12 protein-coding genes and 1 pseudogene are annotated in these 15,673 nt (G+C 72.0%); 5 read left to right on the top strand and 8 right to left on the bottom strand.

The features are described 5' to 3' along the window. Positions 1–964 precede the first annotated feature (964 nt). From purL to purS, 3 genes and pseudogenes are all read right to left on the bottom strand, one after another. A pseudogene (gene purL / locus AB0K03_RS19830) lies at positions 965–3,385 on the bottom strand (phosphoribosylformylglycinamidine synthase subunit PurL); the annotation flags it as partial. Then, positions 3,382–4,095 carry a phosphoribosylformylglycinamidine synthase subunit PurQ gene (gene purQ, locus AB0K03_RS19835; RefSeq protein ID WP_364686879.1) on the bottom strand — a complete coding sequence of 238 codons (714 nt, stop codon included), beginning with the start codon at positions 4,093–4,095 and terminating at the stop codon, positions 3,382–3,384. The gene purQ and the pseudogene purL, both read right to left, overlap by 4 nt. Continuing rightward, positions 4,092–4,352 carry a phosphoribosylformylglycinamidine synthase subunit PurS gene (purS, locus tag AB0K03_RS19840; RefSeq protein WP_199513378.1) on the bottom strand — a complete coding sequence of 87 codons (261 nt, stop codon included), beginning with the start codon at positions 4,350–4,352 and terminating at the stop codon, positions 4,092–4,094. Before purS ends, purQ begins: the two co-directional genes overlap by 4 nt. Positions 4,353–4,671: 319 nt before the next feature. Here purS and AB0K03_RS19845 point away from each other — a divergent pair, with 319 nt between their 5' ends. Beyond that, on the top strand, positions 4,672–5,355 hold the full coding sequence (locus AB0K03_RS19845; RefSeq protein ID WP_364686881.1) for a trypsin-like serine protease: 684 nt from the start codon (positions 4,672–4,674) through the stop codon (positions 5,353–5,355). 125 nt (positions 5,356–5,480) lie between these two features. Here AB0K03_RS19845 and purB read toward each other — a convergent pair whose 3' ends face one another. From purB to AB0K03_RS19860, 3 genes are all read right to left on the bottom strand, one after another. Continuing rightward, on the bottom strand, positions 5,481–6,902 hold the full coding sequence (gene purB / locus AB0K03_RS19850; protein WP_364686883.1) for an adenylosuccinate lyase: 1,422 nt from the start codon (positions 6,900–6,902) through the stop codon (positions 5,481–5,483). Further along, the gene (locus AB0K03_RS19855; RefSeq protein ID WP_364686885.1) at positions 6,899–7,027 is read right to left on the bottom strand and encodes a hypothetical protein; all 129 of its coding nucleotides are present in this window, start codon (positions 7,025–7,027) and stop codon (positions 6,899–6,901) included. The genes purB and AB0K03_RS19855 overlap by 4 nt, the downstream gene beginning before the upstream one ends. Positions 7,028–7,135: 108 nt before the next feature. Beyond that, positions 7,136–7,681: a helix-turn-helix domain-containing protein gene (locus AB0K03_RS19860; protein ID WP_364686887.1), complete on the bottom strand. Its 546-nt coding sequence runs from the start codon at positions 7,679–7,681 to the stop codon at positions 7,136–7,138. Positions 7,682–7,811: 130 nt separating this feature from the next. On the opposite strand from AB0K03_RS19860, the gene AB0K03_RS19865 reads away from it, so the two are divergent. Beyond that, positions 7,812–8,264: an SCP2 sterol-binding domain-containing protein gene (locus AB0K03_RS19865; protein WP_364686889.1), complete on the top strand. Its 453-nt coding sequence runs from the start codon at positions 7,812–7,814 to the stop codon at positions 8,262–8,264. 300 nt (positions 8,265–8,564) lie between these two features. On the opposite strand, the gene purD is transcribed toward AB0K03_RS19865, so the two are convergent. After that, positions 8,565–9,806 carry a phosphoribosylamine--glycine ligase gene (purD, locus tag AB0K03_RS19870; protein WP_364686891.1) on the bottom strand — a complete coding sequence of 414 codons (1,242 nt, stop codon included), beginning with the start codon at positions 9,804–9,806 and terminating at the stop codon, positions 8,565–8,567. A 226-nt stretch (positions 9,807–10,032) separates the two neighbouring features. Here purD and AB0K03_RS19875 point away from each other — a divergent pair, with 226 nt between their 5' ends. The 3 genes from AB0K03_RS19875 to AB0K03_RS19885 all read left to right on the top strand — a co-directional run bounded on the left by AB0K03_RS19875 (position 10,033) and on the right by AB0K03_RS19885 (position 15,154). Further along, positions 10,033–11,331 carry an adenylosuccinate synthase gene (locus tag AB0K03_RS19875; RefSeq protein ID WP_364686893.1) on the top strand — a complete coding sequence of 433 codons (1,299 nt, stop codon included), beginning with the start codon at positions 10,033–10,035 and terminating at the stop codon, positions 11,329–11,331. 17 nt (positions 11,332–11,348) lie between these two features. Then, positions 11,349–12,317, top strand: coding sequence for a diacylglycerol kinase family protein (locus AB0K03_RS19880; protein ID WP_364686895.1), 969 nt, complete (start codon positions 11,349–11,351; stop codon positions 12,315–12,317). 1,076 nt (positions 12,318–13,393) lie between these two features. Further along, positions 13,394–15,154 carry a chromosome partitioning protein gene (locus tag AB0K03_RS19885; RefSeq protein ID WP_364687131.1) on the top strand — a complete coding sequence of 587 codons (1,761 nt, stop codon included), beginning with the start codon at positions 13,394–13,396 and terminating at the stop codon, positions 15,152–15,154. Positions 15,155–15,172: 18 nt separating this feature from the next. Here the strand turns inward: AB0K03_RS19885 and AB0K03_RS19890 are convergent, their stop codons facing one another. Beyond that, on the bottom strand, positions 15,173–15,595 hold the full coding sequence (locus AB0K03_RS19890) for a DUF3151 domain-containing protein (RefSeq protein WP_364686897.1): 423 nt from the start codon (positions 15,593–15,595) through the stop codon (positions 15,173–15,175). Positions 15,596–15,673 lie beyond the last annotated feature (78 nt).

Genomic DNA, 15,673 nt, shown 5'->3' on the forward strand with positions numbered 1-15,673 from the left:
CGCAGCTTGGCGGCTCGGCGAATCCCGCGGCCTGCCCGAACGGCGACCCACGAAACGCGGACCCGCGAAACGCGGACCCACGAGTGTGGCCGCACAAGCCCGGACCCGCAAGCGTCAACCCGCGCGGACCTGCAAGCATGGACCCGCGCAGGCCCATGGACGGCGGCGAGATCAGATACGTCGGCGCCGCCGCTGTCATGACCCGCAGGCCCGCTCGGCGGTTTGACCCGGCTCGGCCGCACCGGCCTGAACAGCGCGCATCAGAGCGGTGATGCGAAACGCCACGGCGAGCAGGAGCTCGCCGTGGCGTTCACGGTCCTTCCCAGCCGGGACTGACTCAGACCTTGGGCTCCGACCCGCCGCTTCCGGGCTCCCCGCTTCCGGGCTCCCCGCTTCCGGGCTCCCCGCTTCCGGGCTCCCCGCTTCCGGGCTCCCCGCTTCCGGGCTCCCCGCTTCCAGGCTCCCCGCTTCCAGGCTCCCCGCTTGCGGGCTCGCCGGCCTTGGGCTCGGACGAGGCAGCCGTGGCGTCGGTCTCCTTCGTCGCCGGTGCCGGGGCGTCCGCCGGCTTGGCGTCGATCGGGCCGCCCTGCAGCGAGGCCGCCGGCTCGTCCTTCCCCGCCGAAAGGTTCTGCGGAGCGGCCTCGGTCTCCGGCTGCTCCGCCGGAACCTCCGCGACCTCCCCCACAGGTCCCTCGACGCCGGCCGACGCTGTCGCATCCTCCGACGCCGCGGCGGTCGTCCCGGAGCCGGGCTTTTCCGTGGGCGAGGCACCCTCACCGCGCGACGCCGCCGGGTCGCTGATCTCCAGCGTCACCGACCGCCCCGCTCCCGCGTCGTCCTCGGAAGCCGAAGCCGAGGCCTCGGGAGCGCGCGAAGCCGGCACCGGCGGGGGCACCGGCGTGTTGCCACCCACCGACGTGGACACCGCCGGCTCCGCGACCGGCGAGACCGCTGCCGGGCGGGGGCCGATCTCGGCCGAGCCGCCGAACAGGGTACGCATCGTCGAGGTGAAGGCCTCGCGGAGGTCGTCCAGGGCGATGGTGAACTGGCCCTGGATGTCGAGGGCCGGCTCCTGCGACGTCACGCCGATCTGGGTGCAGGAGACGCCGTGCTCCGCTGCCAGGGCTGCGAAGGCCTTGTCGTGGCCGCGGGGCACCGCGACCAGGACGCGTCCCGCCGACTCGCTGAACAGCCAGACGAACGGGGTGGTCGCCTCGTCCTGCTCGGGGAGCGTGATGCGGGCGCCCACGTTGCGGCGCAGGCAGGACTCCACCAGGACCTGGGAAAGGCCGCCGTCGGACAGGTCGTGGGCGGCGACGACGTGCTCGCGTTCCGAGGCCTGGGCGAGGAGCCGGCCGAGCCGCTGCTCGTGGGCCAGGTCCACCGCCGGCGGGCGGCCGCCGAGGTGGCCGTGGGTGACCCAGGCCCACTCGGAGCCGGACAGCTCGCATCGGGTGTCGCCGAGCAGGAACAGCAGGTCGCCATCCGAGCTGGGCGGCGGCGGGAAGCCCATCGGCACGCGGCGGGCGACGTCCTGGAGAACGCCGAGCACGCCGATCACCGGGGTCGGGTGGATCGCCGCGGCGCCCGTCTGGTTGTAGAAGCTGACGTTGCCACCGGTGACCGGGATGCCGAGCTCCTGGCAGCCGTCGGCGAGACCGCGTACGGCCTCGGCGAACTGCCACATGACCGCGGGGTCCTCCGGCGAACCGAAGTTGAGGCAGTCGGTCACAGCCACCGGCTCTGCGCCGGTCACCGCGACGTTGCGGTACGCCTCCGCGAGGCCGAGCTTGGCGCCCTCGTACGGGTCGAGCCGCGCGTACCGGCCGTTGCCGTCGACGGAGAGCGCGACCCCGAGGCCGGTCCGCTCGTCGATGCGCAGCACGCCGGCGTCCTCGGGCTGGGCCAGGACGGTGTTACCGAGCACGTACCGGTCGTACTGCTCGGTGACCCACGTCTTGTCGCAGAGGTTCGGCGACGCGATCATCCGCAGCACGGTCTCGCGGAGCTCGTCCGCGGTGGCCGGGCGCGGCAGCGTCTCGGCGCGGTCGGCCTGCAGCAGGATCAGGTCGCCGGGCTCGCGGATCGGCCGGGCGTAGACCGGGCCGTCGTCGGCGAGCGAGCCGGGCGGCACGTCGACGACGACGTGGTCGTTCCAAGTGATCACGAGGCGGCCGGGCACGCCCGGGTTCTCGCTGGGGGTGACCTCGCCGATGGCGGTGGCCCACACGCCCCACTTCTCGGCGACGGCGAGCACCTGCTCGAGCTTCTCCGGCGCCACGATCAGCAGCATGCGCTCCTGCGACTCGCTGGCCAGGATCTCGGTCGGCGACATCGAGGCCTCGCGCAGCGGCACCCGCTCGAGCCAGACCCGCATACCGGTGCCGGCCGCGGCGGCGGTCTCGGTGAGCGCGCAGGTCAGGCCCGCGCCACCGAGGTCCTGGATGCCGACGACCAGGCCGGCGTCGTACAGCTCGAGGCAGCTCTCGATGAGCAGCTTCTCCATGAACGGGTCGCCGACCTGCACCGACGGGCGGCGCTGCTCGGCGCCCTCGTCGAAGGTCGCGGAGGCGAGCACGGAGACGCCGCCGATGCCGTCACGGCCCGTACGCGCGCCGAGCAGCACGACGACGTTGCCGACGCCGGCCGCTTCCTTGTGCTGCAGGCGCTCGACCGGCAGGACGCCGATGGAGAGCGCGTTGACCAGCGGGTTGCCCTGGTAGCACGGGTCGAAGACGATCTCGCCGCCGATGTTGGGCAGGCCGAGGCAGTTGCCGTACCCGCCGATGCCGGCGACGACGCCGGGCAGGACCCGGGCGGTGTCGGGGTGGTCCGCGGCGCCGAAGCGCAGCGGGTCCATGACCGCGACCGGCCGGGCGCCCATGGCGAGGATGTCGCGCACGATGCCGCCGACGCCGGTCGCGGCGCCCTGGTACGGCTCGACGTAGCTCGGGTGGTTGTGCGACTCGACCTTGAAGGTGACCGCGAGGTCGTCCGAGATCTGCACCACGCCGGCGTTCTCGCCGATGCCGGCGAGCATGCGGGTGTTCTTCGGGGCCTTCTCGCCGAACTGGCGCAGGTGCACCTTGCTCGACTTGTACGAGCAGTGCTCGCTCCACATGATCGAGTACATCGCGAGCTCGGAGGCGGTGGGGCGGCGTCCGAGGATCTGGCGGATGCGCTCGTACTCGTCGTCCTTGAGCCCGAGCTCGGTGTGCGGCTGGAGCTCGTCCGGGGTGTCGAACGCCTGCTGGACGGTGTCCACGCCACCGAACTCGTTGACCAGCACGTCGGTGGCGGCGAAGCCGCTGCGCGTGGCCGGCTGGTTCGGCACCCCGCTCGGCGCCGGCGCGCCGCTGGTCGCGGTGTCGGGCTGGGTGGTCATCGGTGGGCTCCCCCTGTGAGCTGCCCGCCCGCGGCCGTCCCGGCCAGGTGCCGCAGGGCGGAGGTGAAGAAGCCGAGGCCGTCGAGGGACGGGCCGGTCAGCGCCTCCACCGCGTGTTCCGGGTGCGGCATGATGCCGACCACGTTGCCGGCCGCGTTGGTGATCGCGGCGATGTCGCGCTGGGAGCCGTTGGGGTTGCCGCGGATGTAGCGGGCGACGACCCGGCCCTCGCCCTCCAGCTCGTCGAGCGTCTTCTCGTCGGCGACGAAGCAGCCCTCGCCGTTCTTCACCGGGATCAGGATCTCCTGGCCCTCGTTGAAGGCGTTGGTCCAGGCGGTCGCCGTGGTGCCGACGCGCAGGTACTGGTCGCGGTTGCGGAAGTGCAGATGCTGGTTGCGGGTCAGCGCCCCGGGCAGCAGGTGCGCCTCGCAGAGGATCTGGAAGCCGTTGCAGATGCCGAGCACCGGCATACCGCCGCGGGCGGCGTCGGCGACGGTCTCCATGACGGGCGCGAACCGGGCGATGGCGCCGCAGCGCAGCGCGTCGCCGTACGAGAACCCGCCCGGCAGGACCACGGCGTCGACGCCGTGGATGTCCTCGTCGCCGTGCCAGAGGCGCACGGCTTCTCCGCCGGCGATGCGCACGGCACGGGCCGCGTCGCCGTCGTCCAGGGATCCGGGGAAGGTGACGATTCCGATCCGCATGGTCACGCGCTCGTCTGCGCGGCGGCGGGTTCGTCGACCCGGAGCGTGAAGTCCTCGATCACGGGGTTGGCGAGCAGCTTGTCAGCGATCTCGCGGGCGGTTTCGAGGTCGGCTTCACCGGCGAACTCGATCTCGATGCGGCGTCCGATGCGAACGGAGGAGACCTCGCTCACGCCGAGCCGCGGCAGTGCGTTCGCGACTGCCTGGCCCTGCGGATCGAGGATCTCCGGCTTGAGCATGACGTCGACGACGACGCGAGCCACGGGCACTCCTGACTGTAGGCGCGCAGTTGGGTGGCCCTCTAAGGGGCGAGCGGCCAAAGCCTACCCTGTACGGCCGCCGATCGACCCATCGGCCGGTGTCGGCCGGCTGACGGGCAGGGCGCTGAGCAGGGGATCTCGACGGTGATCTCGAACACGAGCCCCGGACGGTACGCGACCGGGTGATCACGGTTCGCGAGGTCGCCCCATCCCACGGTGATAGGTGTCAATTGAAGTCTTGTCCCGCGGCGGCAAGAACTTTAACGTTCGGTCACCACTTCGATGTATTCCCCCGCATCGATGACATCGGAAGGAGCCCGGCGTGCGCATCCGCATCGCTGTCGCCTCTCTGGCCACCGCCCTGACCGGCGTGCTGGCCGTACCCGCCGCCGCTCAAGCCGCCGACGACGGACCTCAGCAGATCATCGGCGGCAGCACCGTCTCCTCGGCCCCCTGGGTCGCCGCCGTCTTCAGTGACGGCCGCTTCACCTGCTCCGGCACGATCATCTCCGCGAATTACGTGCTCACCGCGCGGCACTGCATCGGCGGCACGATGTCGGTGCGGGTGGGCAGCGTCAGCCGCTCCTCCGGCGGCGTGACCCGTACCGTCTCCTCCACGACGACCCGCAACGACCTCGCGCTGATGCGTCTCAGCAGTTCGGTCTCCACGACCTACATGCCGCTGGCCGCCTCGAACCCGCCGGTCGGGTCGACGAACTCGATCTACGGCTGGGGCATGACCTGCTACAGCGGCTGCGACGCCTCCGCGACGCTCAAGACCGCCACCGTCCGGGTGACCAGCACCAACGTCACCGACGCCTACGGCGGCCAGGCCATCCGCAGCACCGCGATCAGCGGCAACGCCTGGCGCGGCGACTCGGGCGGGCCCGAGGTCTACAACGGCGCGCAGGTCGGTGTCGCATCGACCGCCGACGGCCAGAGCATCCAGAACTACGGCAGCGTCGCGTACAACCGCAGCTGGATCACGCAGGTGGCGGGCGTTTAGAAGATCAAGAGCTTCAGGTCGTAGCTCGGCGGGTGGTGCTGACCGCAACTCCCGTCGAGGCCGGGGCCGGGGCCCAGCATTCGCTGGCCCTGGCCCCTTCATTCTGAGTGAGTGGCGAAAGCCAACTACAGGATCGGGGCGGGCGCATAGCCGGCCGCCTCCGGGTGCGCGGCGACGATCTCCGCGACCCGGGCGGCGACCGCCTCGACCTGTGCCGGGGCGGCGCCGACGAAGGCTGCGCGATCGGCGACCAGCGCGTCGATCTCGGCGCGGGACAGCTGCAACCGGCCGTCGGCGGCGAGCCGGTCGAAGAGGTCGTTCTCGGCGATACCCTTCTCGCGCATCGCCAGCGCCACGCCGACCGCGTGCTCCTTGATGACCTCGTGCGCCACCTCGCGCCCCACACCCTTGCGCACGGCCGCGACGAGGATCTTGGTGGTGGCGAGGAACGGCAGGAACCGGTCCAGCTCGCGCGCAATCACGGCCGGGTACGCCCCGAACTCGTCGAGCACGGTCAGGAACGTCTGGAACAGCCCGTCGGTGGCGAAGAACGCGTCGGGCAGGGCGACCCGGCGTACGACCGAGCAGGAGACGTCGCCTTCGTTCCACTGGTCGCCGGCGAGCTCGCCGACCATGGACAGGTAGCCGCGAACGATCACGGCGAGCCCGTTGACCCGCTCCGACGAGCGGGTGTTCATCTTGTGCGGCATCGCCGACGAACCGACCTGGCCCGGCTTGAAGCCCTCGGTCACCAGTTCCTGCCCGACCATGAGCCGGATCGTGGTGGCCAGCGACGACGGCCCGGCGACGACCTGCGCGAGCGCCGACACCACGTCGAAGTCCAGCGAGCGCGGGTACACCTGGCCGACGCTGGTGAGCACCCGCTCGAAGCCGAGGTGCTGCGCCACCTTGCGCTCCAGCTCGGCGAGCTTGCCGGCGTCGCCGTCGAGCAGGTCGAGCTGGTCGGCCGCCGTACCCACCGGCCCCTTCACGCCGCGCAGCGGATACCGGGCGATCAGATCGTCGAGGCGCTCGTACGCGATCAGCAGCTCCTCCGCCGCGCTGGCGAACCGCTTGCCGAGCGTCGTGGCCTGCGCCGCGACGTTGTGCGACCGGCCCGTCATCACCAGGTCGCTGTGCTCGGCCGCGCGCTCGGTCAGCCGGGCGAGCGTGGCGACGACCCGGCCCCGGATCAGCTCGAGCGACGCCCGGATCTGCAGCTGCTCGACGTTCTCGGTGAGGTCGCGCGAGGTCATGCCCTTGTGGATGTGCTCATGCCCGGCGAGCGCGCTGAACTCCTCGATACGCGCCTTCACGTCGTGCCGGGTGACCCGCTCCCGCTCGGCGATGCTCGCCAGATCGACATCGTCGACCACCCGCTCGTACGCCTCGACGACCCCGTCCGGAACCGCCACACCGAGATCGCGCTGCGCGCGCAGCACGGCGAGCCACAGCCGCCGCTCCATCCGGATCTTCTCCTCCGGCGACCACAGGGCGACGAGGTCGGCGGAGGCATAGCGGCTGGCGAGAACGTTCGGGATGCTCACACGGCCGATTCTTCCACGGGCGCCATCGACGGCTTCCGCCGCTCGGACGCGCTGTGCCGCAGGTCGCGGACGTCCCCGCTGCTCAGCATCAGCGCACCGCCGAAGAGTGGGAAGAGGACGCTCACCAGCATCCGGGCGCCGGCGACCAGCCCGAGTTCCCAGGCCGAGCACGAAAACCTGCGAACGCGAGAGGGAAGTGGTCGTGCGACCGGCGGGCAGAAGCCGGAACGCGGTTACGGCTGCCCCATCCGGAACATCGCGATGGTTGTGCTGGTACGGATCGTGCCCGGCGATCGCGGTATGCGGGCCGCATCGTGCAACTCCTGAATGGCCTGCGCGATCCGATCCCGGATCACCCGGAAGACCTCCGGGTCCACCCACAGCTCGGCGTCGGTCATGGTGTCGCCGACGGACCAGTCCGCCTCCGCGGTACGCCGGACCAATTCGTTGGCGACTGCGGCGAAGAGGGCTTGCTGCGATTCCCCGTACGAGGGATCGAAGGCGTCCCGCTCCCGCACGCGATCACGCGCCGAGTCGTACCGGTAGCGCTTCGCGATACCGCCCCGGATGCGCTCCTCGCCGTCCTGCACGATCAGGCCACCGGCCAGTAGGTTGCGCAGGTGATAACTGGCGTTCGCGTGGGTCAGGCCCAGCTCACGAGCGATGTCGGCGGCCGTCAGGGAGGCGCCCGTCAGCAAGGACAGCATCTGCAGCCGTACGGGATGGGCCATGGCGCGGAGAGCGGCCTGCCGACGACCCGGGGGATCACCCAAAGACATGTTGGGGAGTCTAGGAGAGACGGGGCTCACGTTCCAACAGTTGTTGGGCGGTTGAGAGACTGCAGGACGACGCGGTAATCGCTAGGGTTACTCGTGAGTAGGTCTGGCGCTCATCCCGAAAGGTCCACCGATGACTGAATTCACCCCCGAGTCGCTCGCCACGATCGGTCCCAAGGAGTTCGCCCAGGTGGTGAAGTCCACCCCGGACTCCAAGATCGCCGAGGTCATGGGCTCCGACGGCCGCACCAAGATCCTGGACGAGGTCTTCGGCCGGATGCCCACGCTGTTCCGCGCGGACCGGGCCGGGTCCACCCAGGCGGTCATCCACTGGAACATCAACGGCGGCCCGGGCGGTTCCACCGACACCTACGAGACGGTGATCGAGAACGGCGGCTGCACCGTCACCAACCAGCCGGCCCGCGAGCCCAAGCTGGCCATGACCATGGACCCGGTCACGTTCCTCAAGGTGGTCTCCGGCGACGGCAACCCGATGATGATGTTCATGACCGGCAAGATCAAGGCCAAGGGCGACCTGGGCCTGGCGGCGCAGGTGGCGAAGCTCTTCGACATCCCGAAGGGCTGACCCGGCTCAGATCTTCCGACGCCGGCCCGGTCCGTCTCGCGCGCGAGCGTGCGGCGGTCCGAGCCGGCGTTCGGCTTTCTCAGAGCTCGATGCGCCCTCCAGCTGAGGGCTCCATGCGGCCCCCCAGCTCAGGGCTCGACGCGGCCCCCCAGCTCAGGGCTCCATGCGGCCCCCCAGCTCAGGGCTCCATGCGGCCCCCCAGCTCAGGGCTCCATGCGGCCCCCCAGCTCAGGGCTCGACGCGGCCCCCCAGCTCAGGGCTTGATGCAGCCCCACATCGAAGCTTGATAGGCACTCCGCCTCAGAGCTGGATGCGGCCCTCCACGGCGGCCAGCGCGATGTCCGTGCGGTGGTGCGAGCCCTCCAGGGTCACACCCTTCACCAGGTCGTAGGCCGCCGCGCGGGCCGCGGCCAGGTCGGCGCCGGTCGCGGTGACGCTCAGCACCCGCCCGCCGGCCGACACCAGCGCGCCGTCCTCGCGCCGGGCCGTGCCGGCGTGGATCACGCCGGGCCGCTCGCCGCCCTCGATGACGTCGCCCGTCCTGGGCGTGCCCGGGTAGTTGTGGCTGGCCACGACCACCGTGACCGCCGCGCCGTCGTGCCAGCGCAGGGGCGGGAAGCCGGCCAGCGTGCCGGTCGCGGCTGCGTTCAGCAACTCGCCCAGCGGCGACGCCAGCAGCGCGAGCACGACCTGGGTCTCCGGGTCGCCGAAGCGGGCGTTGAACTCGATGACCTTCGGGCCGGTGCGGGTGAGCGCGAGCCCGACATACAGCAGGCCGGCGAACGGGGTGCCGCGCTTGCGCATCTCGGCCAGCGTCGGCTCGACCGTCTCGGCCATCACCCGCTCGACCAGGTCGGCGGGCGCCCAGGGCAGCGGCGCGTACGCACCCATGCCGCCGGTGTTGGGCCCCTCGTCCCCGTCGGCGACGCGCTTGAAGTCCTGTGCCGGCATCAGCGGCACGGCGGCCGTCCCGTCGGTGACCACGAAGAGCGACACCTCGGGGCCGTCCAGGAACTCCTCGATGACCACGCGGCCGCACTCCTCGGCGTGCTGCGTCGCGGCCGGGAGCGAGTCGGTCACCACGACGCCCTTGCCGGCGGCGAGACCGTCGTTCTTCACCACGTACGGCGGGCCGAACTCCTGGAGGGCGGCGGCCACCTCGTCCGGAGTCGTGCAGGTGTAGGCGCGGCCGGTGGGCACGCCGGCCGCGGACATCACGTCCTTGGCGAATGCCTTCGAGCCCTCCAGCTGCGCGGCTGCGGCACTCGGGCCGAAGCAGGCGATCCCCTTGGCGCGTACGGCATCGGCGACGCCCGCCACCAGCGGCGCCTCAGGGCCGACCACCACCAGGTCGGCACCGACCTCGACGGCCAGGGCGGCGACCGCCGCGGGGTCAGCGGCGGCGACATCACGCAGCGTCGCCACCGAGGCGATGCCGGGGTTGCCGGGAGCCGCGATGAGCTCCTCCACCGCGGGGTCGGCAGACAGGCCGACGGCGAGGGCGTGCTCACGCCCACCGGATCCGATCAGAAGTACGCGCACGCCGCAGATCCTACGGGCCGCCGTGGACCACGTTGACGCTTGTCCGCGGGTCCACAATGCACGCGGTGCGACGCGGAGATGACACCCTGTGGATAACTTCCGGAGCCTGTGGATAACCCGGCCGACCTGTGGACAACCCGCCCGCGGCCTGCGGCGGCGTCGCGTAAACTTCGGCAGTACCCGGGCCTCTCCGCGTACGACGTGTTTCAACGGAAGGCGTCATCAAGTGCCGGTGATCGTGTTGGTCGGCGCCCAGTGGGGCGACGAGGGCAAGGGCAAGGCGACGGACCTGCTGGGCGACCGGCTGGATTATGTGGTCAAGTTCAACGGCGGCAACAACGCCGGCCACACCGTGGTGATCAAGGGCGAGAAGTACGCCCTGCACCTGCTGCCCAGCGGGATCCTGACCCCGGGCGTGACCCCGGTGATCGGCAACGGCGTCGTGGTCGACCTGGCCGTGCTGTTCGAGGAGCTCGACGGCCTGGAGGCGCGCGGCCTCGACACCTCCCGCCTGCGGATCAGCGCCAACGCGCACGTCATCGCCTCGTACAACCGGTCGCTCGACAAGGTGAGCGAGCGGTTCCTCGGAGCGCGGCGCATCGGGACGACCGGCCGCGGCATCGGCCCGACGTATGCGGACAAGATGAACCGCCTCGGCGTCCGCATCCAGGACCTGTTCGACGAGTCGATCCTCCGGCAGAAGGTCGAGGCGGCGCTGTCCTTCAAGAACCAGGTGCTGTCGAAGATCTACAACCGCAGCGCCATCAAGCCCGACGAGGTCATCGCGGAGCTGCTGTCGTACACCGAGCGGCTGCGGCCGATGGTGGGTGACACCGCGCTGGAGCTGTCGCAGGCGATCGACGCCGGCAAGGTGGTGCTCTGCGAGGCCGGGCAGGCGACGCTGCTCGACGTCGACCACGGCACGTACCCGTTCGTGACCAGCTCCAACGCGACCGCCGGCGGCGCCTGCACCGGCTCGGGCATCCCGCCCACCCGCGTCGACCGGGTGGTCGCCGTCCTCAAGGCGTTCACCAGCCGGGTCGGCGAGGGCCCGTTCCCCACCGAGCTGCACGACGAGACCGGCGACTACCTGCGCAAGGTCGGCCACGAGTACGGCACGACCACGGGCCGCCCGCGCCGCATCGGCTGGCTCGACCTCGTGATGGGCCGGTACGCGCAGCGCATCAACGGGGTCACCGACTTCGTCCTGACCAAGTTGGACAATTACGACGGCCTGGACGAGATCCCGGTCTGCGTCGCGTACGAGGTGAACGGCGTGCGCCACGACGAGATGCCGGTCAGCCAGTCCGACTTCCACCACGCGGTGCCGATCTACGAGACGCTCCCGGGCTGGAAGAAGGACATCAGCGGCGCCCGCCACTTCGACGACCTGCCCGAGAACGCCCAGCGCTTCGTCGAGTTCGTGGAGAGCCGCATCGGCGCACGCATCTCGGTGGTCGGCGTCGGCCCGGGCCGCGAAGAGGTCATCGAGCGCCACCCGATCCTCAGCGAGGCCCGTCGATGACGGACGAGGGCTGAATTGTGTACGACGTGATTCTGCTCAGCCTCGCGGAAGGCTCCGGTTTCGGAGGCGGGGCCTGTGGCTCGGCGTGCGGTGGGTGCGGTTCCGCCGAGAAGGAAGCCTGTGAGACGCCGCGCGTGCCGGTGCTCAAGTGTGCCGAGGCGCTGACGCAGGCCGGCGCTCGGGTGGAGACCGTCGTGGCTTCGTCCGACGCCGATATCGATGCCGTCATCGCCCGGTTCGATGCTGCGGCCCGTACCGATGGATTGGCCTGGCCCGACGCGGACAGCAAGCTGCGCCTGGTCGTCGCGACCGCGGCCGACGGGCAGTTGCGGGCCGTCATCCGCCGGCTGGTCCGGCGGTACGCGCCGCCGCCGAGCAAGCGGCCGGCCGACCTGGCGGACAACCGTACGGTTCCGGATCTGCCGCCCGTGGCGATCCTGCCGCTGGATCCCGGCAACACCGAGGACCTGGCCGCCCAGCTGGGGCTGCCCCGCGACCCGGCGGAGGTGGCCGCCGTTGTCCTGGCCGGCAAGGTGCGCCGCCTCGACCTGCTGCGCAACGACGGTGGTTCGGTCACAGTGGACGGTGCGCTGGTCGGTGGGGTGGATGACGCCGGGCGGGCCGTGCCGTGGCGCGGACGGGTCGAGGTCGACGACGCGGTGCTGTCCGACGGTTCCGAGGGGATCATCGCGTGCGCGATCGGTAACGGCGGGGCCTACGCGGAGTTCGACGGCCTGCGGCTGCTCGCCGACGGCGATCCGACGGACGGCCGGGTCGAGGTCGCGGTGGCGGTCCCGGTCGTGGTCAAGCAGCGTTTCAAGAAGCCTCGCGTACGCGTGGAAGTGCGCCGTGCCCGCGGCCGAGCGGTGTCCGTCCTCCCCCGCGACGGCGATCTGCAGTTCCTCGACGACGGCGTCGGCGGGTCGATGAACCGCAAACGTTCGTGGTGGACCGAGCCCGGCGCCTGGGCGGTGTACGCAGCATGAGCGTCTGTGCGAGGCTGAAGTAGCACGCAGGTACGAAACCGTTTTACGGGGAGGTCGCATCCGTGGAGGACGAGAACGCCGACCGCGTCTACGTCCCGGGCACGAACGGCTCACCACCCGACCGGGACGTCGAGCCGTTCTGGCCGCCGGAGGAGCTGAGCGCTCCGGTACACGGTGGCAAGCCGGTGCCGCACGAGGCGTCGCCGGCTTTCCCGCTCCCGTCGCCCCCGGCACCGTCACACCCGGGCGACGCCGGCGTGTACCGGCCGATGGACCGCCCCGCTCCCACCCCGCCGGCTTACCAGACACCTGGCCCACCGGCGCCGGCCTCCGCACCGCGCCTGCCGATGCAGCCGCCCGGCCCCGACTCGACGGGCCGGCCGTGGTCGCAGGCAGCCCCGGCACCGGCCCCCGGCGACCCGGGCCACGGACACTTCTCCGCGTCGGCATCCGTCTCATCCGGCGCGACCGGTGCACAGGCCGGCGTCGTCCCCGCTCCGCCGCCGGCCGCGACCGGTCCCTCATCGAGCGACGCCGGCGCATCGGCCGGCGGTGCCGGCCCGTCGTCCGGTGCCGCAACTCCGCCGCCGGCCGCCGCAACTCCGTCGCAGAGCGCGGCAGCTCCCTCATCGGGCGCGGCCGGACCGTCATCAGCCGCAGCGGCTCCTTTGTCAGGTGCGGCGAGCCCCTCGTCGGGCGCCGCAGCTCCTTCGTCGGGCGCGGCCGGGCCCGCAGCTCCTTCGTCGGGCACGGCGGGGTCGGATCCGAGCCTGTTCCGTGGCGCGGTGGCTCAGTCCGGTCCGAACCTGTCGGCCTGGTCTGCGGGAGCCCGATCTGCGGAGGCCGGCGCCCGATCCGGTGAAGGGACCGGCCAGAACGCCGTCCGGAACGGGCAGGATCCGGAGAAGAACGGGCAGAGCGCAAAATCCAGCACGCCGCCCGAGACACCCACCGCGCAGCCGACAACACCCGGTGATGCCGCCCAGCCCTCGGCATCGGCGGACTCGCCGTGGGCCCAGCCTCCAGCCCGGCCGGCCACCCCGGCGGCGGAGAAGGAACCCCCTCCCCCCGCCCAACTGCCACAGCGCACGCGGACCAGCGCCAGCGCCAGCGCCAGCGTGCCGGGCCGGCAGAGTGCGGAGGCCGCCGACGATCACGAGCCGGACACGTCCGGGGCCGTGTACCGGCCAGGACCGGTCAACCCGGACACCCCGCGCCTCGACAGCGCACGGGCGCACGTGCCGCAACAGTCCGTGCCGCCGCAGGGCGGGCCCGCCCAGCTGCAAGGCGGGCCCGGCCAGGTGCAAGGCGGGCCCGGCCAGGTGCAAGGCGGGCCCGGCCAGGTGCAAGGCGGGCCCGGCCAGGTGCCTAGCCCACAGGCCGTGCCGCCGCAGCCCGGCCCGGCCCCGCACGTCGTGCCGCCACAGCCCGGACCTGGCCCGCAGGTCGGCTCACCCCACTCCGGCCCGCAGCCGAGCACGCCGCAGCCGGGCATCGCCCCACAGTCCGGCCCCGGCCCTCAGGCCGTGCCGCCGCAGCCGGGGATCCAGCAGGGCCCCCACCCACAGCCGGGCATCCAGCAGCCAGGCGGGCCAGGCACCCAGCAGGGTGGTCAGCCGGGCCCCTACCCGGGCCCGATGCCGGGACAACCCGGCCCCCCGACCCAAAACCCACACCAGCCGGGCCCGCACCAGGCCGGCCCGCACCAGCCCAACCCCTACCAGCCCATACCCCCGGCGGCGTGGGCAGGCAACGGTCAACCGGCGCGGCCGGTCGCGGGACCGTACCCGCCGACCGTCGTGCCGCCGCAGGGCGGGGAGCAGCCGCCACCCGGGCCGAATCCGCCACCGGGGCCGAATCCGCCGCCGGTGGACCCGTACCAGCAATTGCCGTGGGTCTCGGACGGGACGCCGACCGCCGAGGAGTTCGCGCGGCGGCGGCTGGCGAAGCCGGCCGAGCCGGTGGCGACCATGGGTGCGCGGGCGCTGGTGCAGAAGGGCACGATGGGCCTGGTCCGGCTGGCGCCGGGCAAGCGGGAGCAGGAGTACAAGCAGGACGTCGAGATGGTCCGGCGCAACTTCGGCGGGCTGCGCCAGGTCACCGTGGTCAACCCGAAGGGCGGCGCCGGCAAGACCGTGGCCGTGCTTCTCCTCGCCATGACGTTCGGGCAGAAGCGCGGCGGGTACGTGCTGGCCTGGGACAACAACGAGACCCAGGGCACCCTCGGTATGCGGGCCCAGCAGGACTTCCATGCGCGTACGGTCCGCGACATGATGCGGGACCTGCACCTGTTCCGGGGGTCCCACGGGCGGGTCGGTGACCTGTCGCAGTACGTGCGGGCGCAGGGCGAGGGCATGTTCGACGTGCTCGCGTCCGACGAGTCCGCGACCGCCGGTGAGATGCTCACGGCCAGCGCGTTCGCCGAGATCCGGGAGATCGTCAGCCGGTTCTACAAGCTGATCTTCGTGGACACCGGCAACAACGTACGGGCGCAGAACTGGCAGGCGGCGATGGACGCCACCGACCAGCTGGTGATCACCATGTCGGCCCGTAACGACTCGGCGGAGACCGCGGCGCGGATGCTCGACCACCTGGAGCAGAGCGGCCGGCAGCGGCTCGTGCGGCAGGCGGTCAGCGTGGTGACGATGCCGCCGACCCGTAAGGACATCGACCTGCCGGCGATCCAGCGGCACTTCGCGGCGCGGACGCGGGCGGTGCTGCTGGCGCCGTACGAGAAGCTCATCGACTCCGGGGAGCCGCTCCGGTACGGCCACCTCTCCAACGGCACCCGCGACAGCTGGCTGAAGATCGCTGCCGCGGTGGCCGAAGGACTGTAGGGAAGAGGAACAGGAACCTCAGGAGAGGGCGTCGGCCGCGGCCGGGTCGCTGTCGCGCAGGAACTGGGCGCAGCGGGCCGCCTCGTCGGCCTCGCCGATCTCCGCTGCCGCCTGCGACAGGCTGTGCAGGCAGCGCAGGAAGCCCTGGTTGGGCTCGTGCGACCAGGGCACCGGGCCGTGGCCCTTCCAGCCGTTGCGGCGCAGCGCGTCCAGGCCGCGGTGGTAGCCGGTGCGGGCGTACGCGTACGCGGTGACGGCCTGCTTCTCGGCGAGCGCGTGCTCGGCGAGCGCCGCCCATCCCCCGCTGTACGCCGGGAACCGCGCCGCCACCTCCTTGTACGCGTCGGCGGTACCGGTCTTCGCCGCTTCGGCCAGCGCTCGGTCGGCGGCCTCGTCGGCGGGCAGGCGCGTCGCCGGAGGCTCGGGGAGGAGATTCTGCATGACCACATTCAACCCGCAACCGGCGAGATCATTCCGCGCGGACCGCGATCAGTCCCGCACGTCACCCCGAAGACGCGC

Origin of the sequence: Actinoplanes sp. NPDC049316 (genome assembly GCF_040677315.1) — a bacterium.
GTDB lineage: Bacteria > Actinomycetota > Actinomycetes > Mycobacteriales > Micromonosporaceae > Actinoplanes.